The organism is Sinorhizobium sp. RAC02 (genome assembly GCF_001713395.1).
Classification (GTDB): Bacteria; Pseudomonadota; Alphaproteobacteria; order Rhizobiales; family Rhizobiaceae; genus Shinella.
The window spans coordinates 1478268-1502822 of the sequence record NZ_CP016450.1 but is presented as its reverse complement, the minus strand read 5'-3'; the positions used below and the strand labels follow the sequence as shown (position 1 = coordinate 1502822).

The following is a 24555-nucleotide window of genomic DNA, read 5'->3' as shown; positions in this document are numbered from 1 at the left end:
GAAACAGAAAAATGGCATTGAAACACTACAACCCGACCACCCCGAGCCAGCGCCAGCTGGTCATCGTCGACCGGTCGAGCCTTTACAAGGGCAAGCCCGTCAAGGCTCTGACCGAAGGTCTCTCCAAGAGTGGTGGCCGTAACAACCTCGGTCGCATTACCGCCCGCTTTATCGGCGGTGGTCACAAGCGCACCTATCGTCTCATCGACTTCAAGCGTCGCAAGTTCGACGTCGAGGGCACGGTCGAGCGTCTGGAATACGACCCGAACCGCACCGCGTTCATCGCACTGGTGAACTATGCCGATGGCGAGCAGGCCTACATCCTGGCGCCGCAGCGCCTGGCCGTTGGCGACAAGGTCATCGCGTCCGGCGCGGCGGTTGACGTCAAGCCCGGCAACACCATGCCGCTGCAGTACATCCCGGTCGGCTCGATCATTCACAATGTTGAAATGAAGCCGGGCAAGGGTGGCCAGATCGCCCGTTCCGCCGGCACCTTCGTTCAGCTGGTCGGCCGCGATCAGGGCATGGCGATCCTTCGCCTGAACTCGGGCGAACAGCGCCTGGTTCACTCGTCCTGCCTCGCGACGATTGGCGCCGTATCCAACCCGGATCACGGCAACATCAACGACGGTAAGGCCGGTCGCACGCGCTGGCGCGGCAAGACCCCGCATAACCGCGGCGTCGTCATGAACCCGGTCGACCACCCGCACGGTGGTGGTGAAGGCCGCACCTCCGGTGGTCGTCACCCGGTATCCCCGTGGGGCAAGCCCACCAAGGGCAAGCGTACCCGCTCGAACAAGTCGACCGACAAGTTCATCATGCGCTCGCGCCACTTGAAGAAGAAGTAAGAGAGGTAGTCAGGAATGGCTCGTTCAGTATGGAAAGGCCCGTTTGTTGACGGCTATCTTCTCAAGAAGGCTGAGAAGGTTCGTGAAGGCGGTCGTAGCGAAGTGATCAAGATTTGGAGCCGTCGCTCCACGATCCTGCCGCAGTTCGTTGGACTGACCTTCGGCGTCTACAACGGCAGCAAGCACATCCCGGTGGCCGTCAACGAAGACATGGTTGGCCACAAGTTTGGTGAATTCGCTCCGACCCGGACCTATTACGGTCACGGTGCGGACAAGAAGGCGAAGAGGAAGTAACGATGGGTAAGGCTAAAGCCGAACGTCGGCTGAAGGATAACGAGGCGCAGGCCATCGCGCGCACGATCCGCGTCAGCCCCCAGAAGCTCAACCTGCTTGCTGCGCTCATCCGCGGCAAGAAGGTGGACAAGGCTCTCGCTGAGCTTGAATTCTCGCGCAAGCGTAGCGCTGAGACCGTCAAGAAGACGCTTGAATCTGCTATCGCCAACGCAGAAAACAACCACGACCTCGACGTGGACTCGCTGATCGTCGCGGAAGCGTATGTCGGCAAGTCGATTGTCATGAAGCGTTTCCACGCCCGTGGCCGCGGTCGCGCATCGCGGATCGAGAAGCCTTTCTCGCATCTCACGATCGTCGTCCGTGAAGTCGAAGCCAAAGGGGAGGCCGCATAATGGGTCAGAAGATTAATCCAATCGGTTTCCGCCTCGGCATCAACCGTACCTGGGACAGCCGTTGGTTCGCCGACAACGCCGAATACGGCCAGCTGCTCCATGAAGACCTGAAGATCCGCGCTTTCGTCATGGAAGAGCTGAAGCAGGCCGGTATCGCCAAGGTCGTCATCGAGCGTCCGCACAAGAAGTGCCGCATCACGATCCACTCGGCTCGCCCGGGTCTGATCATCGGCAAGAAGGGTGCAGACATCGAAAAGCTTCGCAAGAAGCTTGCCGCGATGACGAACTCCGAAACGCACCTTAACATCGTTGAAGTGCGCAAGCCGGAAGTCGACGCGACGCTCGTCGCGCAGTCGATCGCCCAGCAGCTCGAACGCCGCGTGGCTTTCCGCCGTGCGATGAAGCGCGCTGTTCAGTCCGCAATGCGTCTTGGCGCCGAAGGCATCAAGATTACCTGCGGTGGTCGTCTCGGCGGCGCAGAAATTGCCCGTACGGAATGGTACCGCGAAGGTCGCGTTCCGCTTCACACGCTGCGTGCAGACATCGACTACGGTACGGCGGAAGCCAAGACCGCATTCGGCATCTGCGGCATCAAGGTCTGGATCTTCAAGGGCGAAATCCTTGAGCATGACCCGATGGCCTCTGAGCGTCGCGCAAGCGAAAGTGACAGCCAGGGCCCCGCCAGCCGCGAACAGCGCGGTGATCGTGGCGACCGTCGTCGTGAAAACGCGTAACAGTCGCGTTTGGCAGCCAATATCGGAGAAGTAAAAAAATGTTGCAGCCAAAGCGTACCAAGTACCGCAAGCAGTTCAAGGGCCGCATCAAGGGTGTCGCCAAGGGCGGCTCCGACCTCGCTTTCGGCGAGTTCGGCTTGAAGGCTCAGGAACCTAACCGCGTGAACGCTCGCGAGATCGAAGCGGCCCGCCGCGCGATCACCCGTTACATGAAGCGTGCCGGTCGTGTGTGGATCCGCGTGTTCCCGGACGTTCCGGTCACCGCAAAGCCCACCGAAGTCCGCATGGGTAAGGGTAAGGGTTCGGTCGAATACTGGGCGGCCAAGGTCAAGCCTGGCCGTATGATGTTCGAGATCGACGGTGTTACCGAGGAGATCGCCCGTGAGGCGCTTCGTCTCGGCTCGGCCAAGCTCTCGGTCAAGACGCGCTTCGTACAGCGCATTGCAGAGTAAGGGGCAGAAGCTATGAAAGCCGTAGACGTTCGGGCGCTCAGCGCCGATCAGCTCAACGACGAGCTTGCCAAGCTGAAGAAAGAGCAGTTCAACCTGCGCTTCCAGAAGGCGACAGGCCAGCTCGAGAAGACCTCGCGTATCAACGAAGTCCGCAAGGACATCGCGCGCGTCAAGACCATTGCCCGCCAGAAGGCGGCAGAAGCCAAGGCCTAAGGACCAGAAAAAGATGCCGAAACGCATTCTGCAGGGCACTGTAGTCAGTGACAAGAACGACAAGACCGTTGTCGTCCGCGTCGAGCGCCGCTTTGCCCACCCGCTGCTTCAGAAGACCGTTCGCCGGTCGAAGAAGTACAAGGCGCATGACGAAACCAACCAGTTCAAGGTTGGCGACGTCGTTTCCATCGAGGAATGTGCGCCGATCTCCAAGGACAAGTGCTGGACCGTCGTATCGGCCCAGGCTTAAAAACATCAGATTGACCGCCAGGCTCTTGCTTCTGGCGCGAATCTCTGTATGAAGCAGCGTAAGGACGCTCGGAATCGCGAGCGTTCTTTTGCTTTGAGCGCACGGAAGGTCCATCGGTTCGCCGACGTGGAAACCACCTTGGCAACACACCATCCCGCGCGAAGACATGAATTTCCATAAGCTGGAACAGGGGGCTAACACCCAACCGGTCCGGTAAAACAAGAAGGCGACCTGACATGATTCAGATGCAGACTAACCTCGACGTCGCGGATAATTCCGGCGCACGTCGTGTCATGTGCATCAAGGTTCTGGGCGGCTCCAAGCGCAAGTACGCTTCGGTCGGCGACATTATTGTCGTCTCGATCAAGGAAGCCATCCCGCGCGGCCGCGTGAAGAAGGGTGACGTGATGAAGGCGGTTGTTGTTCGCACCGCCAAGGACATCCGTCGCGCAGACGGCAGCGTGATCCGTTTCGACAACAACGCAGCCGTCCTGATCGACAACAAGAAAGAGCCCATCGGCACCCGTATCTTCGGACCGGTTCCGCGCGAACTTCGCGCAAAGAACCACATGAAGATCATCTCGCTGGCTCCGGAAGTACTCTAAGGAGCGATGGCTATGCAAAAGATTCGTAAGGGCGACAAGGTCGTCGTACTCACCGGCAAGGACAAGGGCCGTACCGGTGAAGTTGTTCAGGTCATGCCGAAGGAAGACCGTGCGGTCGTCAAGGGTATCAACCTGGTGAAGCGTCACCAGCGTCAGTCCCAGACCCAGGAAGCCGGCATCATCACCAAGGAAGCTTCGATCCATCTGTCGAACATCGCGATCGCCGACCCCAAGGACGGCAAGCCGACCCGCGTCGGTTTCAAGGTCGAGGGTGACAAGAAGGTTCGTGTTGCAAAGCGTTCGGGAGTGTCGATCGATGGCTGACACCAAGTATGAGCCCCGGCTCAAGAAGGATTATGTCGAGCGTATTCGCCCGGCGCTGAGGGAGCAGTTCTCCTACGCCAACGAGATGCAGATCCCGCGCCTCGACAAGATCGTCATCAACATGGGTGTTGGCGAATCGACGGGCGACTCGAAGAAGCCGACTGTTGCGGCTGCCGACCTCGCAGCGATCGCCGGCCAGAAGCCGGTCATCACGCGCGCTCGTAACTCCATCGCGGGCTTCAAGCTCCGCGAAGGCATGCCGATCGGCGCAAAGGTTACCCTTCGCGGCGCCCGCATGTTCGAATTTCTGGATCGCCTCGTGAACATCGCGCTGCCCCGCGTACGCGACTTCCGTGGTCTGAACCCGAAGTCCTTCGATGGCCGTGGCAACTTCGCCATGGGTATCAAGGAGCACATTGTGTTCCCGGAGATCAACTACGACAAGGTTGATCAGATGTGGGGCATGGACATCATCGTTTGCACGACGGCACCGACGGACGACGAAGCACGGGCTCTTCTGAAAGAGTTCAGCTTCCCGTTCCGCGCCTGATCCGTAACGACAAGCGTAAAGAAGGATAACTGTTATGGCGAAAACGAGCGCAGTTGAAAAGAACAAGCGCCGCCGCAAACTGGTTGCCAATCATGCCGCAAAGCGTGCGGCCCTGAAGGCGATCACTCAGAACCAGGCTCTTCCGATCGAAGAGCGCTTCCAGGCTACCTTGAAGCTCGCTGCGCTGCCGCGCAATGGTTCGAAGACCCGCATCCGCAACCGCTGCGAAGTTACTGGCCGTCCGCGTGCCTTTTATCGCAAACTCAAGATGTCGCGTATTGCGCTTCGTGAACTGGGCAATTCCGGCAAGGTGCCGGGTATTGTCAAGTCGAGCTGGTAAGGAGACGGGCACATGTCAATGACTGATCCTCTGGGCGATATGCTCACCCGCATCCGCAACGGCGCCGCACGCCGCAAGTCGAGCGTTTCCACGCCGGCTTCCAAGCTGCGCGCCCGCGTTCTGGACGTCCTTCAGTCCGAAGGCTACATCCGCGGATATTCGGAAGTCGAATTCGGCAACGGCAAGGCTGAGCTGAATATCGAACTCAAGTACTACGAAGGCGCATCCGTGATCCGCAAGATCGCTCGCGTCTCCAAGCCGGGCCGCCGGGTCTATGTCTCGGTCAAGTCCATTCCGCAGGTCGCGAACGGCCTCGGCATCACCATCCTTTCGACCCCGAAGGGCGTGATGGCCGATCACCAGGCACGCGAACAGAACGTTGGTGGCGAGATTCTTTGCTCGGTCTTCTAAGACTGAGCAAGGATCTCCATAACGAACAGACAGGATAAAACAATGTCTCGTATCGGTAAGAAGCCCGTTCAGGTTCCCGCTGGTGTCACCGCGACCGTAGATGGTCAAAAGGTCACCGCAAAGGGCCCGAAGGGCGAACTGTTCTTCGTCGCAAACGACGAAGTTTCGGTGAAGCTCGAAGACAACGCTGTTGTCGTACAGCCGATCAACGCATCCAAGGATGCTCGTTCCAAGTGGGGTATGTCCCGCACGATGGTCGAGAACATCTTCAAGGGTGTGAAGGACGGCTACGAGCGCAAGCTCGAAATTAACGGCGTCGGCTACCGCGCGTCGCTGCAGGGCAAGAACCTGCAGCTGGCACTCGGCTTCAGCCACGACGTGGTCTACCAGACGCCGGAAGGCATCTCGATTGTTGTTCCGAAGCCGACGGAAATCGTCATCTCCGGCATCGACAAGCAGAAGGTCGGCCAGGTCGCAGCGGAAATCCGCGAATACCGTGGCCCCGAGCCCTACAAGGGCAAGGGCGTCAAGTATGCCGAAGAGCGGATTGTCCGCAAAGAAGGCAAGAAGAAGTAAGGATCACGCGAAATGGCTAGCAGGAAAGAAGCTCTCGTGCGCCGCGCCAACCGCGTGCGCCGTTCCATCAAGGCGGTCGCCAATGGCCGTCCACGCCTGTCGGTTCATCGCTCGTCGAAGAACATCTACGTACAGGTTATCGATGACGTGGCCGGTAAGACGCTTGCGGCTGCCTCCACGCTCGACACCGATCTGCGCTCGTCCTTGAAGACGGGCGCCGACACGGCAGCAGCTGCTGCCGTCGGCAAGCTCATTGCTGAGCGTGCTGTCAAGGCTGGCGTCAACGAGGTCGTTTTCGACCGTGGCGCCTTCATCTATCACGGCCGCATCAAGGCACTCGCCGAAGCTGCTCGTGAAGGTGGTCTGACCTTCTGATCATCCGGTCGGGCGCCTCGAGCGCCCGCCGACCTCAGTTGGGTATCAGTCGCTTCCATTCCTGAATGGAGGCGATTTTCGTCAATCTGCCGATTGCACCCGGAAAATAAAAAGGAAAAGGACAATGGCACAGGAAAAGCGCGGTCGCGATGACCGCCAGAACCGCGAAGAGCGTGACAGCGAGTTTGTCGACAAGCTCGTCGCGATCAACCGCGTCGCGAAGGTCGTCAAGGGCGGCCGTCGTTTCGGCTTTGCAGCTCTCGTCGTCGTCGGCGACCAGAAGGGCCGCGTCGGCTTCGGCCACGGTAAGGCTCGTGAAGTTCCGGAAGCCATCCGGAAGGCCACTGAAGCCGCCAAGCGCGACCTCATCTTCGTACCGCTGCGCTCGGGCCGCACGCTGCACCACGACGTGCACGGTCGTCATGGCGCCGGCAAGGTTCTGCTTCGCTCGGCCAAGGCCGGTACCGGTATCATCGCTGGTGGTCCGATGCGCGCCGTCTTCGAAACGCTCGGCGTTCATGACGTCGTCGCCAAGTCGACCGGCTCCTCGAACCCGTACAACATGATCCGTGCGACGTTCGACGCTCTCAAGAGCCAGATGCACCCGAAGGACATCGCAGCTCAGCGCGGCATGAAATATGCAACGCTGCAGGCTCGTCGTACGTCCGCCGGCGTCGCTTCCGAAGAATAAGGGAGTTTGATCCATGGCTAAGAAAGAAACCGTATCGAAGACGGTGACTGTCGAGCAGATCGGCAGCCCCATCCGCCGTCCGGCCGTACAGCGCGCAACGCTGGTCGGCCTGGGCCTCAACAAGATGCATCGGGTTCGCACGCTGGAAGACACTCCGTCTGTCCGCGGCATGATCCGTGCCGTCCAGCACCTCGTTCGCGTCGTCGACGAGAAGTGAGGGGATAGATCATGAAGCTCAATGAAATCAAAGACAACGAAGGCTCCACCAAGAACCGTAAGCGCGTAGGTCGCGGTATCGGTTCTGGCTCCGGCAAGACCGGCGGTCGCGGTGTAAAGGGTCAGAAGGCACGTTCGGGTGTAGCCATCAACGGCTTCGAAGGCGGTCAGATGCCCATCTACCGTCGCCTGCCGAAGCGCGGCTTCAACAACATCTTCTCGTCCGACTTCGTCATCGTGTCGCTGGGCCGCATTCAGGTCGCAATCGACGCTGGCAAGCTCGACGGCAAGGCAACGGTTGACGCAGCCGCTCTCAAGGCCGCTGGCGTTATCCGCCGCGTCAAGGACGGCGTTCGCATCCTCGCTGATGGCGAACTGACGGCAAAGGTGACGTTCGAAGTCGCCGGCGCCTCCAAGCCGGCTGTTGAGAAGATCGAAAAGGCCGGTGGCTCGATCAAGCTTCTCTCGGCAGCAGCAGAAGCAGCCGAATAATTCGACGAAAACTTCGCCCGGTGTGCTTCACACCGGGCGATTTTGCTCCCATATGTGAGCCTCACGACGACGCCCGGATTCTCTGGGCCGTTGTTATCCGGAAGAGAAACTACAACGCCGCGCGTCACACGTGATGCACCAAAGTCGCTGTAGAATTTTGAATCTGCTGCATAATTCCTTACATCGATTGCGATTTAAGGAATTATGCAGTGCGGTGAGGCCGGGATTGCTTGACAATCCGCGTTTCAACCGGTTTAGGCTCCATCCGCCAGGTTTGCCGCAACGGCAAAATAGGCACGACGAATTTTAGCATGTGCAATCGGTCCGAGGAGGCCGGGCGCATGTGCCAACGGATCAGCCATTCCGGACCTGGCCGGGCTCCCCGCCGCCGGATCGGCTTCGCGGAGAAATGCATGGCTTCGGCAGCGGAACAACTTGCCTCTAATCTCAACTTCTCGACTTTCGCCAAGGCGGAAGATCTGAAGAAGCGCCTCTGGTTCACGCTGGGCGCGCTGCTCGTCTATCGTCTCGGCACCTATATCCCGTTGCCGGGCCTCAACCCCGAAGCCTTTGCGCAGGCCTTCCGTGGCCAGTCGAGCGGTATCCTCGGCCTCTTCAACATGTTCTCCGGCGGCGCCGTCGAGCGCATGGCGATCTTCGCACTCGGCATCATGCCATATATTTCCGCGTCGATCATCGTGCAGCTGATGACCTCGGTCGTTCCTTCGCTGGAGCAGCTGAAGAAGGAAGGCGAGCAGGGTCGCAAGATCATCAACCAGTACACTCGCTACGGCACGGTGCTGCTCGGCACGCTGCAGGCCTATGGCATCGCGGTCGGCCTCGAGAGCGGGGCAGGGCTGGTCAACGATCCGGGCTGGTTCTTCCGTATCTCCACCGTCATTTCGCTGCTCGGCGGCACCATGTTCCTGATGTGGCTGGGTGAACAGATCACCTCGCGCGGCATCGGCAACGGCATTTCGCTGATCATCTTCGCCGGCATCGTCGCCGCCCTGCCGGGCGCGCTGGCCGGTACGCTCGAACTCAGCCGCACAGGCGCGCTGTCGATCGGCGTGGTCATTGCCGTCGTGGTCATGGCTGTCGGCGTCATCGCGCTCATCGTCTTCGTCGAACGCGCCCAGCGCCGGCTTCTGATCCAGTATCCGAAGCGACAGGTGGGCAACCGCATGTTCCAGGGCGATACCTCGCACCTGCCGCTGAAGCTCAACACCGCAGGCGTCATCCCGGCGATCTTCGCGTCCTCGCTGCTTCTGCTGCCGGCAACGCTGGCCGGTTTCTCGAACACCGCGGAACTGCCGTCCTGGGCGACCACCATCATAGCAGCGCTTGGCCACGGCCAGCCGCTCTACATGATGATGTATGCCGGCATGATCGCGTTCTTTGCCTTCTTCTACACGGCCATCGTCTTCAATCCGAAGGACACGGCCGACAATCTGAAGAAGCACGGCGGCTTCATTCCGGGCATTCGCCCGGGCGAGCGCACCGCCGAATATATCGACTACGTGCTGACCCGCATCACGGTCATCGGCGCGGCCTACCTGATGTTCGTCTGTATCCTTCCCGAAATCCTTATCGCGCAGACCGGTGTGCCGTTCTACCTTGGTGGTACGTCGCTTTTGATTGTTGTCAGCGTGACCCTGGATACTGTAGCACAGATACAAGGTCACCTGATTGCTCAGCAGTATGAAGGGCTGATCAAGAAGTCGAAGCTGCGTGGAGGAAAGAGGGGACGATGAGACTGATTTTTCTGGGGCCGCCGGGCGCTGGCAAGGGTACACAAGCCAAGCTCCTGACGGAAAAGCACGGTATTCCGCAGCTTTCCACGGGTGACATGCTGCGGGCGGCTGTTGCCGCCGGCACGGATGTCGGCAAGCGCGCGAAGGCCGTCATGGATGCCGGCCAGCTCGTTTCCGATGCGATTGTCAACGAGATCGTTTCCGATCGCGTTGATTCGGCAGACTGTGCCAAAGGCTTCATCCTTGACGGTTACCCGCGCACGGTTCCGCAGGCCGAGGCCCTCGACAGGATTCTCGCCGGCAAGGGCATCGCCCTTGATGCCGTCATCGAGTTGAAGGTCGACGAGGATGCGCTGGTGAAGCGCATGGAGACTCGCGTGGCGGAAACGCTTGCCGCTGGCGGCACCGTTCGCTCCGACGACAATCCGGAGGCCTTCAAGCGCCGTTTGACGGAATACCGCGAAAAGACTGCGCCGTTGTCGAACTACTACGCTTCGACCGGCAAGCTCCAGACGATCGACGGCATGGCCAATGTCGATGTCGTAACCGCCGAAATCGACGGGATTCTGGAGAAGGCTTGAGAAGCAATGTTCCATCAGGAACTGCTTTAGGGGCTCAAAGCCTAAAAAGGACCGGCCGGGGAGTTGACTTTTTGGCCGATTCCCCCTTAAGACAGCGCCAACTCGCGACATTCCATTGCGATCGGCGCGGACTTCCAAAAAACGAAGTCCGGGTTCGGTCGTTTTCGACATGACCCGAACATCGATTGAGCGACACGGCTTCTGGGCCGTTTCATATGAAGAAAACCACTTGCCGGATGGCAACTGGAAGCAAGGAGAACAGGCGTGGCACGTATCGCTGGCGTCAACATCCCGACCGCGAAGCGCGTAGTCATCGCGCTGACCTATATCCACGGGATCGGCCCGAAATTCGCACAGGAAATCATCGAGAAGGTCGGTATCCCGGCTGAACGTCGTGTGCACCAGCTCACGGACGCAGAAGTTCTGCAGATCCGCGAAGCCATCGACCGCGACTACCAGGTCGAAGGCGACCTGCGTCGCGAAACCTCGATGAACATCAAGCGTCTCATGGACCTCGGTTGCTACCGTGGTCTGCGTCACCGTCGTGGCCTTCCGGTCCGCGGTCAGCGCACGCACACCAATGCCCGTACCCGCAAGGGTCCGGCAAAGGCCATCGCAGGCAAGAAGAAGTAATTTCCCGGCAACGGGGAACAAGAGGCTGGCGCTTCGCGCCGGCCTCTTTTGAGTTTCGAGCGGGGCCTTGCGTCATGCATGGGTCCCGGTCGGTGGAGCTGCTGGCATTACGGCAGTGACGATATCGCCGCACGCATCGCCCTACCGGGCCAGCGTGCATTTGTTATTCAGGGCAGGGACTTCAGTCTCTCCCGGTGGAGCCGCTGGTACTACGGCGGTGTCGAGATCAACGAAAGGACTACCCATGGCCAAAGAAGCCGCACGCGTCCGCCGTCGCGAACGCAAGAACATCACCTCGGGTGTTGCTCACGTCAATTCTTCGTTCAACAACACGATGATCACCATCACCGATGCACAGGGCAACGCAATTGCCTGGTCGTCGGCCGGTGCCAAGGGCTTCAAGGGTTCGCGTAAGTCGACCCCGTTCGCAGCCCAGATCGCTGCTGAAGATGCTGCCAAGAAGGCGCAGGAACACGGCATGAAGTCGCTGGAAGTCGAAGTCTGCGGTCCGGGTTCCGGCCGTGAATCGGCTCTGCGCGCCCTCCAGGCTGCCGGTTTCATGATCACGTCGATCCGCGACGTGACCCCGATCCCGCACAACGGTTGCCGTCCGCGCAAGAAGCGTCGCGTCTGATCATCGCATTTAAACAACCATGGAAGCCGGTCGGCTTCCATGGATCTTCAGGGCTCGGCCGTCACGATTGAATGGTGGCGGCGAACGGAAGGCAAAACATATGATCCAGAAAAACTGGCAGGAACTGATCAAGCCGAACAAGGTGGAATTCGCCTCCTCCGGCCGCACCAAGGCAAGCCTTGTTGCAGAGCCGCTGGAGCGTGGCTTCGGCCTGACGCTCGGCAACGCGCTGCGTCGCGTTCTCCTGTCGTCGCTGCGTGGCGCGGCTGTTACCGCCGTGCAGATCGATGGCGTCCTGCACGAATTCTCGTCGATCCCGGGTGTCCGCGAAGACGTGACCGATATCGTGCTCAACATCAAGGAAATCGCCATCAAGATGGATGGCGACGATTCCAAGCGTATGGTCGTGCGCAAGCAGGGTCCGGGCGTTGTTACGGCTGGTGACATCCAGACGGTCGGCGACATCGAGATCCTGAACCCCAACCATGTCATCTGCACCCTCGACGAGGGCGCGGAAATCCGCATGGAGTTCACGGTCAACAACGGCAAGGGCTACGTCCCGGCCGACCGCAACCGTTCCGAAGACGCACCGATCGGCCTTATCCCGGTCGACAGCCTCTACTCGCCGGTCAAGAAAGTGTCCTACAAGGTGGAAAACACCCGTGAAGGCCAGGTTCTCGACTATGACAAGCTGACCATGTCCATCGAGACTGACGGCTCCGTTACCGGCGAAGATGCGATCGCGTTCGCGGCCCGTATTCTTCAGGACCAGCTCTCGGTCTTCGTCAACTTCGACGAACCGCAGAAGGAAGCCGAAGAAGAGTCGGTCACCGAGCTCGCCTTCAACCCGGCGCTCCTCAAGAAGGTCGACGAACTGGAACTTTCGGTCCGTTCGGCGAACTGCCTGAAGAACGACAACATCGTCTACATTGGCGATCTCATTCAGAAGACCGAAGCCGAAATGCTTCGCACTCCGAATTTTGGTCGCAAGTCGCTGAACGAAATCAAGGAAGTTCTCGCTTCCATGGGCCTGCACCTCGGCATGGAAGTGCCGGCATGGCCGCCCGAGAACATCGAAGATCTCGCCAAGCGCTACGAAGACCAGTACTAAGGCCGCGCGCGCCCCCACGGGGGCGCGTAAAGCTGGCCTTAGCATGTACAAACGCGCATGTACCTGTGTTCCGCGGAGCGGGACGGACATGCGGAACCATCAAACGGCAGGCAACTGCCTGCATGTGAAGGAGAATAGAGATGCGTCACCAGAATTCCGGTCGCAAACTCAACCGTACCCCCAGCCACCGCAAGGCGATGTTCGCTAACATGGCTGCTTCGCTCATCCTGCATGAGCAGATCGTAACGACGCTGCCGAAGGCGAAGGAAATTCGTCCGATCGTCGAGAAGCTCGTCACCCTCGGCAAGCGCGGCGACCTGCACGCTCGTCGTCAGGCGATCTCGCAGATCCGTGACGTTACCGTCGTCGCCAAGCTGTTCGACGCCATCGCGACCCGTTACGCCACCCGCAACGGCGGCTACCTTCGCATCATGAAGGCCGGCTACCGTCACGGCGACAACGCCCCGCTCGCCGTCATCGAGTTCGTTGAACGCGACGTCGACGCCAAGGGCGCAGCCGACAAGGCGCGCGTTGCTGCTGAAGCCGAAGCTGAAGCCGCCTGATCCTTTCGGGATACACAGTTGAAAAAGGCCGGGAGAGCGATCTCCCGGCCTTTTCTATGCCCTGTTGAACTGCGTTCGCCCGTCGCTTCCGCGTTTCCAGCGATTGAAGCGCGGCCGTATGGGGCGCCAGGCGACGAGCAGGACCACGAGCCCCAGATAGATCATCTGCTCCAGGGCGACGACCTTGACCGCCATGGCAAAGTGCAGCGCGCCTGCCGCCGCAATCACATAGACGAGCCGGTGCAGTTTCACCCAGCGTGGCCCGAGCCTGCGGATCGACCAGTTGTTGGACGTCAGAGCGAGCGGGATGAGCATCACGAAGGCGGCCATGCCGATGGTGATGAAGGGGCGCTTGGCGATGTCGGTCAGGATAGCCGCGAAATTCAGGTACTGGTCGAGCACCATATAGGTCAGGAAGTGCATCAGCACATACCAGAAGGCCAGCAGTCCGAGCGCGCGACGGTAGCGGATCCAGTTGATACCGAAGAGATCTCGCAGGGGCGTGATCGCAAGCGTCGCCACGAGAAAGCGCAGCGCCCAGAGGCCAAGCAGGTGCTCGAACTCTTTTACCGGATTGCCGGGCAACAGTCCCGTCGCGCCGAGATAGAAGCCATAGGCCGCAGGCGCGAGCCCGACGGCATAGAGCAGCCAGATCGACGCCGCATGGTATTTGCGGGGCAGGGCGGGCAGGCTGACCATCAGAAATTCGCCCTCAGATCCATGCCGGCATAGAGGCTCGCGACCTCCTCGGCATAGCCGTTGAAGGGCAAAGTCGGCCGGCGGTTGGCGCCGAAGAAGCCGCCTTCGCCGATGCGGTTCTCGCTCGCCTGGCTCCAGCGTGGGTGATCCACCTCCGGGTTCACGTTGGCGTAGAAGCCGTATTCGTTGGCGGCGGCGAGGTTCCAGGTGGAGGGCGGCTGCTTGTCGGTGAGCGTGATCTTGACGATCGACTTGATGCCCTTGAAGCCGTACTTCCAAGGCACGACGAGACGGATCGGCGCGCCGTTCTGGTTCGGCAGGGTCTTGCCGTAGACGCCGACGGAGAGGATCGTCAGCGGGTGGCGGGCTTCGTCCAGCCTGAGGCCTTCGACATAGGGCCAGGGCAGCGATTGGAAGTAGCCCCCTTGGCCCGGCATTTCCTCCGGCCGTACCACGGTCTCGAAAGCGACGTATTTCGCGTCGCCGAGCGGCTCCACCTGGTCGAGCAGGGCGGCGAGCGGAAAGCCGATCCACGGAATGACCATGGACCAGGCCTCGACGCAGCGCATGCGATAGACCCGGTCTTCGAGCGGCATGGCCATCAGCTCTTCCAGCCCGAATTCCTTGGGCTTGCCGACGAGGCCATCAACCTTGATGGTCCAGGGCGTCGGCTTGAACTTTTCCGAATTCGCCGCCGGATCGCCCTTGCCGAGGCCGAACTCATAGAAATTGTTGTAGGTCGTGACGTCCTTCTCCGGCGTCAGCTTCTCATCGACCTTGTACTGGCTCGGCGCCGCCTTCAGGGCCTCCGCAAAAGCCGGCGTGCCGGCCGCCGCCATCGCGCCACCCGCCGCAGCGGCGAGAAAGGTGCGGCGATTGAGGAAACAGTGTTCCGGCGTGATATCCGAAGCGGCGATGCGGGGCGGGCGGTAGAAAGACATGGTGAGGCTCGATCTGTTCGGTTGCTTTCCCTGGTACCTACGTAAAGGAGGCCCATGTTGTTTCAACGGCAGCAAAAGATTCGTGGTGACCACTTTTTCGTGCATTGCTCGTGACGTCGTCGCGATCGAGAAGCGGGCGGTTTGCCTTTTTTCCTGCGAAATCCTATCTGATCGTAGCGCAGAAACGAAGGAGACTCGTCCATGCTGAAAGTCCGCACCTTGCTTGCCGTCCCGGTCGTTCTCGCACTGGCGCTCGTCACGCCCGCCACGGCCCAGGAGCGCACCGTGCCGCAATCGCGCACGGAGATGCACCTCTCCTTCGCACCGCTCGTCAAGCAGGTCGAGAATGCCGTCGTCAACGTCTATGCCGAGCGCGTCGTCGAGCGCCGATCGATCTTCGAAGGCGATCCCTTCTTCGAAGAATTTTTTGGCCAGCGCATGCCGAATCGCAGTGAAAAGCAATCCTCGCTCGGCTCCGGCGTCATCGTCGGCACGAAGGGCATCGTGGTCACCAACAACCATGTGATCGAGGGCGCCAGCGATATCAAGATCGCGCTGGCTGATGGCCGCGAGTATGAAAGCACCGTTGTGCTGAAGGACGAACGCGTCGATCTCGCCGTGCTCAAGGTCAAGGGCGACTTCGAATTCACGGCACTGCCGCTCGGCGACAGCGACGCGGTCGCGGTGGGCGATCTCGTTCTTGCGATCGGCAATCCCTTCGGCGTCGGCCAGACGGTGACCAGCGGCATCGTTTCGGCGCTGGCGCGCAACCAGGTGCGGTCCGGTGACTTCGGCTTCTTCATCCAGACGGATGCCTCGATCAACCCCGGCAACTCCGGTGGCGGCCTGATCAACATGAACGGTGAGCTGATCGGCATCAACACGGCGATCTTTTCGCGCGGCGGCGGCTCGAATGGTGTCGGTTTCGCCATACCGGCCAACCTCGTGAAAACCTTCATCGCCAGCGCGGAGAACGGCAGCGCCAGCTTCGACCGTCCCTTCGTCGGCGCCACCTTCGAGGCGGTCACCTCGGAAGTGGCCGAAGCGCTCGGCCTGCAAAGGGCGCGCGGCGCGCTGATCTCGCAGGTGCAGGCCGGCAGCCCGGCGGAAAAGGCGGGCATGAAGCCGGGGCAGGTCATTACGGCGGTGAATGGCATTCCGGTCGAACATCCTGATGCCCTCGGCTATCGTCTGACCACGGTCGGCATCGGCGGCACGGCGCGCATCACCATCGTCAACAACGGCAAGGAAGAGGACCTGACGCTGTCGCTCGACCGCGCGCCCGAAACGACGCCGCGCGACGAGCGGCTGATCGAAGGCCGCAATCCCTTCTCCGGTGCTGTCGTCGCCAATCTGTCGCCGCGTATCGCTGAAGAGCTGCGCATGCCGGTCAACCAGGCGGCAACCGGCGTGGTCGTCACCGAGATCAATCGTGGTTCGCCGGCAGCCCGCATCGGTCTCCAGCCACGCGACATCATCGTCGAACTCAACGGCACTGCGGTCACGTCGAGCGAAATCCTCGCCAAGCTCGTCAACGAGGACCCGTCCATTTGGCGCGTCGAGATCGAACGCGACGGCCAGCGCATCCGCCAGTTCTTCCGATGAGCGATCTCTTCGCCCCGCGTGAACCGGAGGACATGGCAGCCAAGCGCCCGCTTGCCGATCGCCTGCGCCCTCGCACGCTGGGCGAGGTGTCCGGCCAGGAGCACCTGACCGGGCCGGACGGTGTACTGTCGCGTATGATCGAGGCCGGCTCGCTCGGCTCGATGATCTTCTGGGGGCCGCCCGGCACCGGCAAGACGACGGTGGCGCGGTTGCTGTCCGGCGAAACCGGTCTCGCCTTCGAGCAGATTTCGGCGATCTTCTCCGGTGTCGCCGATCTCAAGAAGATGTTCGATGCGGCCCGCCAGCGCCGCATGGGCGGGCGCCAGACGCTGCTCTTCGTCGACGAGATCCATCGCTTCAACCGCGCCCAGCAGGACAGTTTCCTGCCGGTCATGGAGGACGGCACCATCGTGCTTGTGGGCGCCACGACGGAAAACCCGTCCTTCGAGCTCAACGCCGCTCTTCTCTCCCGCGCTCGCGTGCTCACCTTCAAGCCGCATGACGAGGAGAGCCTGGAAGAGCTGCTGAAGCGCGCCGAGGGGATCGAGGACAAGCCCTTGCCGCTCGACGCGGAGGCGCGGGCATCGCTGCTGCGCATGGCCGACGGCGATGGACGGGCGGTGCTGACGCTGGCGGAGGAAGTCTGGCGCGCAGCCCGCGCCGGCGAAACCTTCGGGCAGGACGATCTCTTCCGCATCGTGCAGCGCCGGGCGCCGGTCTATGACAAATCGCAGGACGGCCATTACAATCTCATCTCCGCTCTGCACAAAGCCGTGCGCGGATCGGACCCCGATGCGTCGCTCTACTATCTTACCCGCATGCTGGATGCCGGGGAGGATCCGCTGTTCCTTTGCCGCCGCATGGTGCGCATGGCCGTCGAGGATATCGGCCTTGCCGATCCGCAGGCGCTGGTCGTCTGCAATGCCGTGAAGGATGCCTACGACTTCCTCGGCTCGCCGGAGGGCGACCTGGCATTGGCGCAGGCCTGCCTCTATCTTGCCACCGCACCGAAATCGAACGCCGTCTACACCGCCTACAAATCGGCCATGCGTGCGGCCAAGGAAAACGGCTCGCTGCTCCCGCCGAAGCACATTTTGAACGCGCCGACCAAGCTGATGAAAGGCGAGGGCTATCGCTACGACCACGACCAGCCCGACGCCTTTTCCGGCCAGGACTATTTTCCGGAAAAGATGGGCCGCCGGCAATTCTACGACCCGCCGGAGCGCGGTTTCGAGCGCGAGCTGCGCAAGCGGCTCGAATGGTGGGCGAAGCTGCGGCGGGAGCGCGGTTAGGCCGCGCTGCACGCTTGGCGTGGCGCTGTCGTTGAGATGACTATTCTGCGCTTACCTGGATGGAATCTACGCTGATTTGGCTGAGCCTTTCCCTGGCGTTGATGGCGATCAGCCTCAGCCCGGGGTTTTCTTCAATCGCCCGCCCGTACCAGTACTTTGCGGCATGCAGGTCGCCAATTTTTTCGTAGCATAGACCCAGCCGCTCCCCGAGATATCCGCCGTCCAGCGACTGGTCGCCATCTGCCATGAACAGATAGATCTTGATCGCATCCGCAGCGTTCCCGTCCGCGATTAGCTCTTTTGCTCGACGCTCAAAATAGTTGAAATTATACATATTTACTTCTCGTGTCGGTTTCTCGCCTCAAGGCTACGCAGCGCTGAAGCGGGGTGCCGGTTTCTGCGGGGCGAGCGGCACGATCTTGATCGACGAGTCGGCCTTGCCCGGATGCCCTTCCATGTCGACCACCACGTGCCAATGGCCGCTCTTCGGAATCTTCAAGCGGATCGGCGATTGTTTGGCGACGCCGCCGAGAAACTTGTGCTGGCGGGCGTTCTTGAACAGGTCGAAGTTGGCGTGGCTCATCAGGCGCACATTGGCCACCGCCGAAAGCGTGATCTCGATCACCGTTCCGCCGCGCTGCATGTCGAGATCGTAGTGCGTGTAGGAAAAGCTGTGTGCCATGGTCTGCCCGGGAACGTATCTGGTTTTGCGCTAATATTGCCACGCGCCGGTTAATGTTTTCTTCCGCGCAGAAGGCCGCCAGCGAATTGAATATTCTATTGATTCCAGTATGTTGCTGGAGAAACCGGATTCAGTCCGGCAACCCGTTGATTCAACTTTTCAAGCGCTGCGGAAAAATTTCGAGGGCCGTGTCGGCTCGTCGGTCCGGGCGACGTCCTTGGTGCATGAAACCGGCGGGCGCCGGTTGGAACCGAGGAGAACGACATGCCCAGAATGACCATCATCACCCTTCTGACCGCAGCACTTGCCGCTTTCGCACCCATCGCAGCCGCCGAGGAGGCCAGGGACAACCCGTTGCAGGGCGAGGCCGGCAAGCCGGACAAGGCGGGCCATCTCGAGGTCAACGGCATCAACTATTACTACGAGATCCGCGGTAAGGGTGAACCTCTGCTGCTGCTTCACGGCGGCCTTGGCCAGATCGAGATGTTCGGCGCCAATCTCAAGACGTTGCAGGACAAGCGGCAGGTGATCGGCGTTGATCTCCAGGGGCATGGTCGCACGCCGCTCGGCAGCCGGCCGATCGACATTGCGGCGATCGGCAAGGACATGGCCGGCCTCGTCACGACGCTTGGTTACGACCAGGTCGATGTGCTGGGTTACTCCTTCGGCGGCGGTGTCGCGCTCCAGATGGCCGCGCAGGCGCCGGAAAAGGTGCGTCGCCTCGTCATCGCCTCCGCGCCCTTTGCCCGGAACGGTTTCTTCCCCGAGATGATTCCGCAGCAGGAGGCGGTTTCGGGTGCGATGGCCGACATGATGAAGGAGACGCCGATGTATAAGTCCTATGCGGCCGTGGCACCCGATGTTTCCGAGTTCCCGAAACTGCTCGATGCCATGGGGGCGGCGATGCGCCAGGATTACGACGCCTCCGACGCCGTCGCAAAGCTCTCCATGCCGGTCATGCTGATCTTCGGCGACAGCGACATGATCCGGCCGGAGCATATGGTCGAGTTCTACCAGAAGCTCGGCGGCGGGCTGAAGGATGCCGGTTGGATGCGGGAGAACATGTCAAAGAACCGTCTGGCCATCCTGCCGGGCCTGACCCACTACGAAACCTTTGCGGCACCCGCCCTTGTCAATACCGCACTGCCTTTCCTCGATGGCCAGTCTACCACGCAGAGCTGGGCCGGGCAGGTTGACGGCAATTGAAAAAGTCTGAAGCCCGGATGCGGTGATCGCATCCGGGCTTCACACGTCCGTGAGGCCGTCTGGCCGCTGGAGCCGCGCTTCGAGCGACCCCGGTCGAAGGGCTCCGCTTAGCGGCAGACGCGGACGCGTTTGATGATGAGGTTGCCGTAGTAGTCGTAGCTCTTGATCTTCTTGATGAAGCAATAGGGCTGGTAGTCGTAGCTGTAGTAGCCGGCCTGCGAGGGGGCGGCGAAGGAGGCAACGGCGGTGAGAGCGACGGCGGCGGCGAGGATGAGGTTGCGCATGGTGGTGTCCCTTCTGGTTCGGTTGGGATGGTTCGTTCCATCCAGTGACCGAACTTTCGCATGGGACGCAGCTCCGCGCTGTTCCGCGCGGAACAGGGCTACAAAGTCTCCGTCCAGGCCTTCACGGTCCTTGCCATGGTGGTGAGGTGATCGGCGGCGGAGAAGCCGGAAATGCTCTTGCGCGGCTTCAGGTCATGGTCGCCGTCTTCCAGCCAGAGCAGACGGATGCTGGCCGGTAGACCATAGGTCGGCACCTCGTCCTTCGTACCGAAGGGATCGCGGGTGCCTTGGCAGATCAGCGTCGGCGTTTTCAGCGCCATCAGGTGGGCGGTGCGCAGTTGTGTCGGCTTTTCCGGAGGGTGGAAGGGGTAGCCAAGGCAGAGGAGGCCGGCGATGCGACCTTCGGCAAAAAGCGCGTCCGCCACCATGCTGGCAACGCGCCCGCCCATCGACCTGCCGCCGACGACGAGCTTGCCCTTCGCCGCGAGCGCCTCGACGGCGGCGCGGAACGCCGGGTTCAGCGTCTCGGCCTTCGGCGGCGGACGACGGCTGCCCTCGGTGCGGCGGGCGGCCATGTAGGGGAATTCGAAGCGGGCGATGCGCAGGCCTTCTTCGGCGAGCGCCGCTGCGGCCGCGTTCATCGATGCCGAATCCATCGGCGCGCCGCTGCCATGGGCAAGGAGGATCGTGGTGGCGGCGTCGTCCGGGCCGGTGAAGAGGAAGGGGGTGCTCATCGCTGCGTCAACGGCCCCGTCTCACTTGGCGTGGTCCTTCGCATCGCCGGGGGCGATCGGGTCGCTGGCGGGGAAGGTCTCTTCCAGCGCTTCTTCCAGATAGTCGTCCTGCTCGGCCTTCTCGCTCTTCTGCTTCTGGCGCGCGCGCTCCTGTTCGATGGAGGTTTTCGGGCTGTCCTTCTCTGTCGGCATCGTCATCTCCCGTGAAAATCTTGCATCCAAGATAGGGTGTTTTTTCGTCGTGACGAGGCCCCGGTCAGCTTTCCGGCAGCGAGAGTTCGGCGATGACGGGCAGGTGGTTGGAGCCGAAATCCGGGCCGATGCGGCGAGCGTGCAGCGAGATGTCGGGCGAGACGGCGATGTGGTCGATCGAGGCGCCGACATAGGCGAGCGGCGCGAGCTTCAGGCTGAAGCGCGTGACCGGCTGCAGCCAGCCGCCGGCAGTGGATGTGAGGCCCGCCTGCTTCAGAAAATTGCGGAAGAACGGCGACCAGGTCGGCGTGTTCCAGTCGCCGGCGACGATGACCGGCGCCTTTTCGAGATCGCCCTTCACGGCGTCGGCGGCGGCCGAGAGATAGGCGTTGCGGTCGCGCCATTGCCAGAGGCGGCGGGGCGTCTCGGGGTGGAAGGCGTAGAGGAAGAGCGGCTTGCCGCGCGCATCGAGCTCCAGGCGCAGCGGCTGCTTGTAGGCGTCCTCCTCGGTGAAGGCGCGCTGCAGGGCGGTCTGCGCGCGGATCGGCAACTGCGAATAGACCTTTATGCCGTCGCGCGCGGAGGGATCGAACTGGCTTTCATAGGGGAACAGGCGGGAGGCGGTGATGGCGGTCACGAAGCGCCGCGTGGTTTCCTGCATGACGACGATGTCAGGCTTTTCCCGGCGCAGCAGGTCGACGAAGGTTTCCGGGGTCTCCGCGTTCAGTACGTAGAGATTGGCGGTGAGCACCTTCAGGCCCGTGGCGGCGGTGGAGAGGCGGGCGGTCGGCACGTCGGCGGCGGGGATGAGCGCGACGGCAAGGCCGGCGACCGCCATGACGATCGCCTTCACCCGTCGCGTCACGCAGGCCGCGACGACGAGCAGCGCGCCCACGACGACGATATAGGGCCAGGCGAAGGTGGCGAGGTCGACCAGCCAGAAGCGGTCGGCGGCGAGCACGACGATGCTGACGGTGAACAGATAGGCGATGACGCCCGGCAGGACGAGGACGCGGTAGGCGAGGGCGATCGGTCCCCGGCGCGGCGCTATCGGCATCGGCTGTTCCTTCCGCATCAGGGGATTCGCCAGAGTCCCGTAACGGGATGTCCAGCCTTTACCCCGCGCTGCCGGATGCCGCAATGCACACGGCCGCGAAGACGCGCTCAGTCGGGCGGAAAACCGTCCAGCCACGGCGGCGGCTCCTTGGCCCGCAATGCCTCGAAGGCCCGGAAAGACCGCAGCCGCCGCCCGGCGAGCAGCGAGCGCGCCACCGCCACGGCCGCATCCTGCATCTCCCGTTCACCGCGCCAGCGCGAGGCGAACAGCAGCTTGCTGGCGGGCGTGCTGTAGTCCCTGACATCGCGCACCAGCTCGGCGAAGGCGTCGAACAGGCGGCGCTGTTCCGTCTCGAGATTGTCGACGCAGCAGGGCTGCCGGTCATCCCGATAGAAGAACGAGCAGCGGCGCGCGCGCCGGCATTCGCGCACAGAGCAGGCGTGCAATGGCAAGGCGAGCATATCAGCGGTGTGGCAAAGCAGTGCCTCGTTGAGCGGGGGAAGCCGGCTGCGGTCGAACATGGGGGCTCCTGTCTGTGGGAGGTCGGGTGCGCGTGCGCTTCAGCCGGGGTCGCCGGACTGCGGATGCGCGACAGCGGTCCCGCGCGTGAAACCACGCCGGGCTCTGGACAAACGAACGTCGGACGGGGCGCCGGAGCTGCCGCATCTAAAGTAAGTAACTGGCACCTCGCGGCACCCCGTTCAGTGGTTTTTGCCTGCGACTCCGGTCTCTCTGCAAAGGCTGGCGCCGGCGGGCGGTTGCCGTCGGTTTCCGGGGCGGGTCCTGTCCGGTTGACGGAACGGCAGCGCTCTCCATGAGCCCCGCCGCCCGGAAAGGCGCAATCCGCACCCGTCCCGGAAAGACATCACCCCGGCGGACGATGCCGACGCATCCTCCGGGCCAGCCTCCTTGTGTGCCGCACAGGCACATCCGGCGCGCCGTTCGGGGCGCAAAACGACAGGGTTGGTCCGACACCCCGCCGCTTCCCCCGTGCCGCCGGAGGGAGACCATTTTCCGCAGGCCCTTCTGGAGCAGGATTACGTCCCGCCCGCCCCAAAAGCGCCGCCCCCGCCTCGCCGCAACGCCTTGCGGTGTATCCGCGGCGGGATGAGGGGATTATGGCATGGGCGGAGAGGGTGGGGATAAAAACGGAAAACAAAAATAGTTTGTTGGATCAGCTTGATGTGATCCTCGGCCCGCAGTTCCAATCTCCTTCAATTTTACGGTGCATATGGTTAAATCAAATCTTGACGCATTAGTTGAATTTGTTCACGATTTGATCGCATCAAAATTTGTTTGAAGGGCTTATGTCTATGGATCCTGTTGACTCCGAGAACAATATTTCCGACGGCGATTCTGCGAAAAAAGGCTCGTCGCGTCAAGAATTACGTCCCTTTCCTAGGAAGGCATTAGCTGACGCTTTAAAAGTGGTTCACGCAATTAAAGACAAAAACGCAGGCAAGGCATACTCGCCGCCACAAATTGCTGACGCTATTGGGAGAAGACCTCGATCCTCTGAATTCGGGGTTATTCTCTCCGCTGCTCAAGCTTATGGATTGACAGAAGGCAATACGAGAGCAAGCACCATTTCGCTCACTGATTTAGGAAGGCGCATTGCGTATCCTCGTGATCCACAAGATGAGTCCGAGGGAAAATTTAAAGCATTTTGCAATGTTGACGTATTCTATAAGGTATATCAGCATTATGAAAACAATACCATTCCAGAGAAGAAGTTTTTTAGAAATACACTTATTTCATAATTTAAAATTATTGAGAGGTATGTAGATGAGTTTATTGAGATATTTGAGGGAAATATTCGCTTTTTGGGAATCGATGCGAAGCAAAGCCTTGTGTATGTTCAACCTGCCGGAAGGGGGGATGTGTTGCCGGCAGGTGTGTCAACAGACACTGTTGTCACCCGGTCCGGTCGATATAAGGCGTTCGTCATAATGCCATTTGTCGAGCGTAACCCGGTGCGTTCGGAAGGTTTTTTTAAAGAAGTATATCGCTCACTTATAGAGCCTGCGGCAAAAGCTGCGGGATTTGAAGTTGATTGGGCAAATAAAAGTGGTTCTGATATTATTCAGTCTACTATAATAAATGAAGTATTGGATGCTGACCTTTTGATTGCTGACTTAAGCGATCATAATCCTAATGTATTGTTTGAACTTGGATTGAGGCTTGCCTATAATAAAGGGCCAACCGCTTTAATAAAGAGCCAGGATACCGGAAGGCTTTTTGATGTTGATAATCTCGTTCGAGTTTATGAATATAAACCAACTCTTTGGAAGTCTTCTCTTGATATAGATATCCCGAATTTGGAAGAGCATATTCGTGCAACTTGGGATAATCGCGATAAAAACGACACATATCTTAATATTTTACGCAGGAGAAGTGATCGCTAGTCAGCATAGATATTTTTTGGCGTCAGTCTGCAAGTGTTTCGGGGCTTATTGTTCGTCCCGCATTCTGCCATCCTTAAAGCCTGAAAATGGCAATGCCTAACTTCCATTCGTTCTGTTAGCACTCTGCGTGGGGGAGTGCTTGACTTGATGATCTGTTGGGTTCACGTTCTGACCTTTAGTGATTCGCAAATGTGCAATGTGGTTAATTGACGCAGTTGGAGTCGATAGGATGAATCTACGCAGCGCTTTGAGAAAGATTGCCCACGAATGCGGCCTGAAAGGCCAGTATACAAGCGACGATGTCATTGCTGAATTGAGAGCGCGGTACCCGAGCCTAATCGCATCACAGTCAGAGAAACTCGAAACACTTGCTCTGAAACGTATATTGGCCGATGTCGACGCTAGACAGGCCAAAACGT

Annotated in this window: 37 protein-coding genes; 28 read left to right on the top strand and 9 right to left on the bottom strand. The window is 60.5% G+C overall.

Annotation, left to right across the window (positions count from 1 at the left end):
* Positions 1-11 precede the first annotated feature (11 nt).
* The 23 genes from rplB (at position 12) to rplQ (ending at position 13039) form a co-directional block, all read left to right on the top strand.
* Positions 12-848 carry a 50S ribosomal protein L2 gene (gene rplB / locus BSY16_RS07210; RefSeq protein ID WP_069059032.1) on the top strand — a complete coding sequence of 279 codons (837 nt, stop codon included), beginning with the start codon at positions 12-14 and terminating at the stop codon, positions 846-848.
* 15 nt (positions 849-863) lie between these two features.
* On the top strand, positions 864-1142 hold the full coding sequence (rpsS, locus tag BSY16_RS07205) for a 30S ribosomal protein S19 (RefSeq protein WP_023517272.1): 279 nt from the start codon (positions 864-866) through the stop codon (positions 1140-1142).
* Positions 1143-1144: 2 nt separating this feature from the next.
* Positions 1145-1534 carry a 50S ribosomal protein L22 gene (gene rplV, locus BSY16_RS07200; protein ID WP_069059031.1) on the top strand — a complete coding sequence of 130 codons (390 nt, stop codon included), beginning with the start codon at positions 1145-1147 and terminating at the stop codon, positions 1532-1534.
* On the top strand, positions 1534-2268 hold the full coding sequence (gene rpsC / locus BSY16_RS07195; protein ID WP_069059030.1) for a 30S ribosomal protein S3: 735 nt from the start codon (positions 1534-1536) through the stop codon (positions 2266-2268). Before rplV ends, rpsC begins: the two co-directional genes overlap by 1 nt.
* Positions 2269-2306: 38 nt before the next feature.
* Positions 2307-2720 (top strand): 50S ribosomal protein L16, encoded by a 414-nt coding sequence (gene rplP / locus BSY16_RS07190; protein WP_069059029.1) that lies wholly within the window; start codon positions 2307-2309, stop codon positions 2718-2720.
* A gap of 12 nt (positions 2721-2732) precedes the next feature.
* Complete coding sequence (gene rpmC / locus BSY16_RS07185; RefSeq protein ID WP_069059028.1) at positions 2733-2933, top strand: 50S ribosomal protein L29; 201 nt, start codon at positions 2733-2735, stop codon at positions 2931-2933.
* 13 nt (positions 2934-2946) lie between these two features.
* Complete coding sequence (rpsQ, locus tag BSY16_RS07180; RefSeq protein WP_069059027.1) at positions 2947-3183, top strand: 30S ribosomal protein S17; 237 nt, start codon at positions 2947-2949, stop codon at positions 3181-3183.
* A gap of 236 nt (positions 3184-3419) precedes the next feature.
* Positions 3420-3788, top strand: a complete 369-nt coding sequence (gene rplN / locus BSY16_RS07175) for a 50S ribosomal protein L14 (protein ID WP_003495199.1) — start codon at positions 3420-3422, stop codon at positions 3786-3788.
* 12 nt (positions 3789-3800) lie between these two features.
* Positions 3801-4112 carry a 50S ribosomal protein L24 gene (gene rplX / locus BSY16_RS07170; protein WP_069059026.1) on the top strand — a complete coding sequence of 104 codons (312 nt, stop codon included), beginning with the start codon at positions 3801-3803 and terminating at the stop codon, positions 4110-4112.
* Positions 4105-4662 (top strand): 50S ribosomal protein L5, encoded by a 558-nt coding sequence (gene rplE, locus BSY16_RS07165; protein ID WP_069059025.1) that lies wholly within the window; start codon positions 4105-4107, stop codon positions 4660-4662. The genes rplX and rplE overlap by 8 nt, the downstream gene beginning before the upstream one ends.
* 34 nt (positions 4663-4696) lie before the next feature.
* Complete coding sequence (gene rpsN / locus BSY16_RS07160) at positions 4697-5002, top strand: 30S ribosomal protein S14 (protein WP_069059024.1); 306 nt, start codon at positions 4697-4699, stop codon at positions 5000-5002.
* Between the two features lie 12 nt (positions 5003-5014).
* On the top strand, positions 5015-5413 hold the full coding sequence (gene rpsH / locus BSY16_RS07155) for a 30S ribosomal protein S8 (protein ID WP_069059023.1): 399 nt from the start codon (positions 5015-5017) through the stop codon (positions 5411-5413).
* A 42-nt stretch (positions 5414-5455) separates the two neighbouring features.
* The gene (gene rplF / locus BSY16_RS07150; protein ID WP_069059022.1) at positions 5456-5989 is read left to right on the top strand and encodes a 50S ribosomal protein L6; all 534 of its coding nucleotides are present in this window, start codon (positions 5456-5458) and stop codon (positions 5987-5989) included.
* 12 nt (positions 5990-6001) lie between these two features.
* The gene (gene rplR, locus BSY16_RS07145) at positions 6002-6364 is read left to right on the top strand and encodes a 50S ribosomal protein L18 (RefSeq protein ID WP_069059021.1); all 363 of its coding nucleotides are present in this window, start codon (positions 6002-6004) and stop codon (positions 6362-6364) included.
* Between the two features lie 124 nt (positions 6365-6488).
* Positions 6489-7055, top strand: coding sequence for a 30S ribosomal protein S5 (rpsE, locus tag BSY16_RS07140; protein WP_069059020.1), 567 nt, complete (start codon positions 6489-6491; stop codon positions 7053-7055).
* A gap of 13 nt (positions 7056-7068) precedes the next feature.
* On the top strand, positions 7069-7272 hold the full coding sequence (gene rpmD, locus BSY16_RS07135; protein WP_069059019.1) for a 50S ribosomal protein L30: 204 nt from the start codon (positions 7069-7071) through the stop codon (positions 7270-7272).
* 11 nt (positions 7273-7283) lie between these two features.
* On the top strand, positions 7284-7763 hold the full coding sequence (rplO, locus tag BSY16_RS07130; RefSeq protein ID WP_069059018.1) for a 50S ribosomal protein L15: 480 nt from the start codon (positions 7284-7286) through the stop codon (positions 7761-7763).
* A 413-nt stretch (positions 7764-8176) separates the two neighbouring features.
* Positions 8177-9517 carry a preprotein translocase subunit SecY gene (gene secY / locus BSY16_RS07125; protein WP_069059017.1) on the top strand — a complete coding sequence of 447 codons (1341 nt, stop codon included), beginning with the start codon at positions 8177-8179 and terminating at the stop codon, positions 9515-9517.
* The gene (locus BSY16_RS07120) at positions 9514-10098 is read left to right on the top strand and encodes an adenylate kinase (protein WP_069059016.1); all 585 of its coding nucleotides are present in this window, start codon (positions 9514-9516) and stop codon (positions 10096-10098) included. The genes secY and BSY16_RS07120 overlap by 4 nt, the downstream gene beginning before the upstream one ends.
* Positions 10099-10362: 264 nt before the next feature.
* On the top strand, positions 10363-10731 hold the full coding sequence (gene rpsM / locus BSY16_RS07115; RefSeq protein WP_069059015.1) for a 30S ribosomal protein S13: 369 nt from the start codon (positions 10363-10365) through the stop codon (positions 10729-10731).
* Between the two features lie 244 nt (positions 10732-10975).
* Positions 10976-11365: a 30S ribosomal protein S11 gene (rpsK, locus tag BSY16_RS07110; RefSeq protein WP_069059014.1), complete on the top strand. Its 390-nt coding sequence runs from the start codon at positions 10976-10978 to the stop codon at positions 11363-11365.
* A 100-nt stretch (positions 11366-11465) separates the two neighbouring features.
* Positions 11466-12476 carry a DNA-directed RNA polymerase subunit alpha gene (locus BSY16_RS07105; protein ID WP_069059013.1) on the top strand — a complete coding sequence of 337 codons (1011 nt, stop codon included), beginning with the start codon at positions 11466-11468 and terminating at the stop codon, positions 12474-12476.
* 140 nt (positions 12477-12616) lie between these two features.
* Positions 12617-13039 (top strand): 50S ribosomal protein L17, encoded by a 423-nt coding sequence (gene rplQ, locus BSY16_RS07100; RefSeq protein ID WP_069059012.1) that lies wholly within the window; start codon positions 12617-12619, stop codon positions 13037-13039.
* Positions 13040-13093: 54 nt separating this feature from the next.
* On the opposite strand, the gene msrQ is transcribed toward rplQ, so the two are convergent.
* Together msrQ and msrP are read right to left on the bottom strand one after the other, a co-directional pair.
* Positions 13094-13738: a protein-methionine-sulfoxide reductase heme-binding subunit MsrQ gene (gene msrQ, locus BSY16_RS07095; protein ID WP_069059011.1), complete on the bottom strand. Its 645-nt coding sequence runs from the start codon at positions 13736-13738 to the stop codon at positions 13094-13096.
* Positions 13738-14679 (bottom strand): protein-methionine-sulfoxide reductase catalytic subunit MsrP, encoded by a 942-nt coding sequence (gene msrP, locus BSY16_RS07090; protein ID WP_069059010.1) that lies wholly within the window; start codon positions 14677-14679, stop codon positions 13738-13740. Before msrP ends, msrQ begins: the two co-directional genes overlap by 1 nt.
* A 201-nt stretch (positions 14680-14880) precedes the next feature.
* On the opposite strand from msrP, the gene BSY16_RS07085 reads away from it, so the two are divergent.
* Positions 14881-16284: a DegQ family serine endoprotease gene (locus tag BSY16_RS07085; protein WP_069059009.1), complete on the top strand. Its 1404-nt coding sequence runs from the start codon at positions 14881-14883 to the stop codon at positions 16282-16284.
* Entirely contained in the window at positions 16281-17576 is a 1296-nt protein-coding gene (locus tag BSY16_RS07080; protein ID WP_069059008.1) for a replication-associated recombination protein A, read from the top strand. Before BSY16_RS07085 ends, BSY16_RS07080 begins: the two co-directional genes overlap by 4 nt.
* A gap of 40 nt (positions 17577-17616) precedes the next feature.
* Here BSY16_RS07080 and BSY16_RS07075 read toward each other — a convergent pair whose 3' ends face one another.
* Positions 17617-17910, bottom strand: a complete 294-nt coding sequence (locus BSY16_RS07075; protein ID WP_069059007.1) for a hypothetical protein — start codon at positions 17908-17910, stop codon at positions 17617-17619.
* 33 nt (positions 17911-17943) lie between these two features.
* Positions 17944-18258: a DUF1883 domain-containing protein gene (locus tag BSY16_RS07070; protein ID WP_069059006.1), complete on the bottom strand. Its 315-nt coding sequence runs from the start codon at positions 18256-18258 to the stop codon at positions 17944-17946.
* Between the two features lie 264 nt (positions 18259-18522).
* Between BSY16_RS07070 and BSY16_RS07065 the strand changes: the two genes are divergently transcribed.
* A complete protein-coding gene (locus BSY16_RS07065) occupies positions 18523-19464 on the top strand; it encodes an alpha/beta fold hydrolase (protein WP_069059005.1) in 942 nt (313 codons plus the stop codon).
* 107 nt (positions 19465-19571) lie between these two features.
* Here the strand turns inward: BSY16_RS07065 and BSY16_RS32315 are convergent, their stop codons facing one another.
* The 5 genes from BSY16_RS32315 to BSY16_RS07050 all read right to left on the bottom strand — a co-directional run bounded on the left by BSY16_RS32315 (position 19572) and on the right by BSY16_RS07050 (position 22252).
* The gene (locus BSY16_RS32315; RefSeq protein WP_160859753.1) at positions 19572-19748 is read right to left on the bottom strand and encodes a hypothetical protein; all 177 of its coding nucleotides are present in this window, start codon (positions 19746-19748) and stop codon (positions 19572-19574) included.
* Between the two features lie 98 nt (positions 19749-19846).
* Positions 19847-20482, bottom strand: coding sequence for an alpha/beta hydrolase family protein (locus BSY16_RS07060; protein ID WP_069059004.1), 636 nt, complete (start codon positions 20480-20482; stop codon positions 19847-19849).
* 21 nt (positions 20483-20503) lie between these two features.
* Positions 20504-20674: a hypothetical protein gene (locus BSY16_RS32310; protein ID WP_171902393.1), complete on the bottom strand. Its 171-nt coding sequence runs from the start codon at positions 20672-20674 to the stop codon at positions 20504-20506.
* A 64-nt stretch (positions 20675-20738) separates the two neighbouring features.
* Complete coding sequence (locus BSY16_RS07055) at positions 20739-21731, bottom strand: endonuclease/exonuclease/phosphatase family protein (RefSeq protein WP_150129897.1); 993 nt, start codon at positions 21729-21731, stop codon at positions 20739-20741.
* Between the two features lie 107 nt (positions 21732-21838).
* Positions 21839-22252 (bottom strand): hypothetical protein, encoded by a 414-nt coding sequence (locus tag BSY16_RS07050; RefSeq protein ID WP_069059002.1) that lies wholly within the window; start codon positions 22250-22252, stop codon positions 21839-21841.
* Positions 22253-23044: 792 nt separating this feature from the next.
* On the opposite strand from BSY16_RS07050, the gene BSY16_RS31900 reads away from it, so the two are divergent.
* A complete protein-coding gene (locus BSY16_RS31900; RefSeq protein WP_150129896.1) occupies positions 23045-23491 on the top strand; it encodes a hypothetical protein in 447 nt (148 codons plus the stop codon).
* 189 nt (positions 23492-23680) lie between these two features.
* Positions 23681-24136, top strand: a complete 456-nt coding sequence (locus BSY16_RS31365) for a hypothetical protein (protein ID WP_083242975.1) — start codon at positions 23681-23683, stop codon at positions 24134-24136.
* Positions 24137-24555: the final 419 nt, after the last annotated feature.

Bases quoted from the DNA above. Each gene is read 5' to 3' on its own strand.
- rplB (WP_069059032.1), top strand. From the start codon at position 12: ATGGCATTGAAACACTACAACCCGACCACCCCGAGCCAGCGCCAGCTG.
- rpsS (WP_023517272.1), top strand. From the start codon at position 864: ATGGCTCGTTCAGTATGGAAAGGCCCGTTTGTTGACGGCTATCTTCTC.
- rplV (WP_069059031.1), top strand. From the start codon at position 1,145: ATGGGTAAGGCTAAAGCCGAACGTCGGCTGAAGGATAACGAGGCGCAG.
- rpsC (WP_069059030.1), top strand. From the start codon at position 1,534: ATGGGTCAGAAGATTAATCCAATCGGTTTCCGCCTCGGCATCAACCGT.
- rplP (WP_069059029.1), top strand. From the start codon at position 2,307: ATGTTGCAGCCAAAGCGTACCAAGTACCGCAAGCAGTTCAAGGGCCGC.
- rpmC (WP_069059028.1), top strand. From the start codon at position 2,733: ATGAAAGCCGTAGACGTTCGGGCGCTCAGCGCCGATCAGCTCAACGAC.
- rpsQ (WP_069059027.1), top strand. From the start codon at position 2,947: ATGCCGAAACGCATTCTGCAGGGCACTGTAGTCAGTGACAAGAACGAC.
- rplN (WP_003495199.1), top strand. From the start codon at position 3,420: ATGATTCAGATGCAGACTAACCTCGACGTCGCGGATAATTCCGGCGCA.
- rplX (WP_069059026.1), top strand. From the start codon at position 3,801: ATGCAAAAGATTCGTAAGGGCGACAAGGTCGTCGTACTCACCGGCAAG.
- rplE (WP_069059025.1), top strand. From the start codon at position 4,105: ATGGCTGACACCAAGTATGAGCCCCGGCTCAAGAAGGATTATGTCGAG.
- rpsN (WP_069059024.1), top strand. From the start codon at position 4,697: ATGGCGAAAACGAGCGCAGTTGAAAAGAACAAGCGCCGCCGCAAACTG.
- rpsH (WP_069059023.1), top strand. From the start codon at position 5,015: ATGTCAATGACTGATCCTCTGGGCGATATGCTCACCCGCATCCGCAAC.
- rplF (WP_069059022.1), top strand. From the start codon at position 5,456: ATGTCTCGTATCGGTAAGAAGCCCGTTCAGGTTCCCGCTGGTGTCACC.
- rplR (WP_069059021.1), top strand. From the start codon at position 6,002: ATGGCTAGCAGGAAAGAAGCTCTCGTGCGCCGCGCCAACCGCGTGCGC.
- rpsE (WP_069059020.1), top strand. From the start codon at position 6,489: ATGGCACAGGAAAAGCGCGGTCGCGATGACCGCCAGAACCGCGAAGAG.
- rpmD (WP_069059019.1), top strand. From the start codon at position 7,069: ATGGCTAAGAAAGAAACCGTATCGAAGACGGTGACTGTCGAGCAGATC.
- rplO (WP_069059018.1), top strand. From the start codon at position 7,284: ATGAAGCTCAATGAAATCAAAGACAACGAAGGCTCCACCAAGAACCGT.
- secY (WP_069059017.1), top strand. From the start codon at position 8,177: ATGGCTTCGGCAGCGGAACAACTTGCCTCTAATCTCAACTTCTCGACT.
- BSY16_RS07120 (WP_069059016.1), top strand. From the start codon at position 9,514: ATGAGACTGATTTTTCTGGGGCCGCCGGGCGCTGGCAAGGGTACACAA.
- rpsK (WP_069059014.1), top strand. From the start codon at position 10,976: ATGGCCAAAGAAGCCGCACGCGTCCGCCGTCGCGAACGCAAGAACATC.
- BSY16_RS07105 (WP_069059013.1), top strand. From the start codon at position 11,466: ATGATCCAGAAAAACTGGCAGGAACTGATCAAGCCGAACAAGGTGGAA.
- rplQ (WP_069059012.1), top strand. From the start codon at position 12,617: ATGCGTCACCAGAATTCCGGTCGCAAACTCAACCGTACCCCCAGCCAC.
- msrQ (WP_069059011.1), bottom strand. From the start codon at position 13,738: ATGGTCAGCCTGCCCGCCCTGCCCCGCAAATACCATGCGGCGTCGATC.
- msrP (WP_069059010.1), bottom strand. From the start codon at position 14,679: ATGTCTTTCTACCGCCCGCCCCGCATCGCCGCTTCGGATATCACGCCG.
- BSY16_RS07085 (WP_069059009.1), top strand. From the start codon at position 14,881: ATGCTGAAAGTCCGCACCTTGCTTGCCGTCCCGGTCGTTCTCGCACTG.
- BSY16_RS07080 (WP_069059008.1), top strand. From the start codon at position 16,281: ATGAGCGATCTCTTCGCCCCGCGTGAACCGGAGGACATGGCAGCCAAG.
- BSY16_RS07075 (WP_069059007.1), bottom strand. From the start codon at position 17,910: ATGTATAATTTCAACTATTTTGAGCGTCGAGCAAAAGAGCTAATCGCG.
- BSY16_RS07070 (WP_069059006.1), bottom strand. From the start codon at position 18,258: ATGGCACACAGCTTTTCCTACACGCACTACGATCTCGACATGCAGCGC.
- BSY16_RS07065 (WP_069059005.1), top strand. From the start codon at position 18,523: ATGCCCAGAATGACCATCATCACCCTTCTGACCGCAGCACTTGCCGCT.
- BSY16_RS32315 (WP_160859753.1), bottom strand. From the start codon at position 19,748: ATGCGCAACCTCATCCTCGCCGCCGCCGTCGCTCTCACCGCCGTTGCC.
- BSY16_RS07060 (WP_069059004.1), bottom strand. From the start codon at position 20,482: ATGAGCACCCCCTTCCTCTTCACCGGCCCGGACGACGCCGCCACCACG.
- BSY16_RS32310 (WP_171902393.1), bottom strand. From the start codon at position 20,674: ATGCCGACAGAGAAGGACAGCCCGAAAACCTCCATCGAACAGGAGCGC.
- BSY16_RS07055 (WP_150129897.1), bottom strand. From the start codon at position 21,731: ATGCCGATAGCGCCGCGCCGGGGACCGATCGCCCTCGCCTACCGCGTC.
- BSY16_RS07050 (WP_069059002.1), bottom strand. From the start codon at position 22,252: ATGTTCGACCGCAGCCGGCTTCCCCCGCTCAACGAGGCACTGCTTTGC.
- BSY16_RS31900 (WP_150129896.1), top strand. From the start codon at position 23,045: ATGGATCCTGTTGACTCCGAGAACAATATTTCCGACGGCGATTCTGCG.
- BSY16_RS31365 (WP_083242975.1), top strand. From the start codon at position 23,681: ATGCCATTTGTCGAGCGTAACCCGGTGCGTTCGGAAGGTTTTTTTAAA.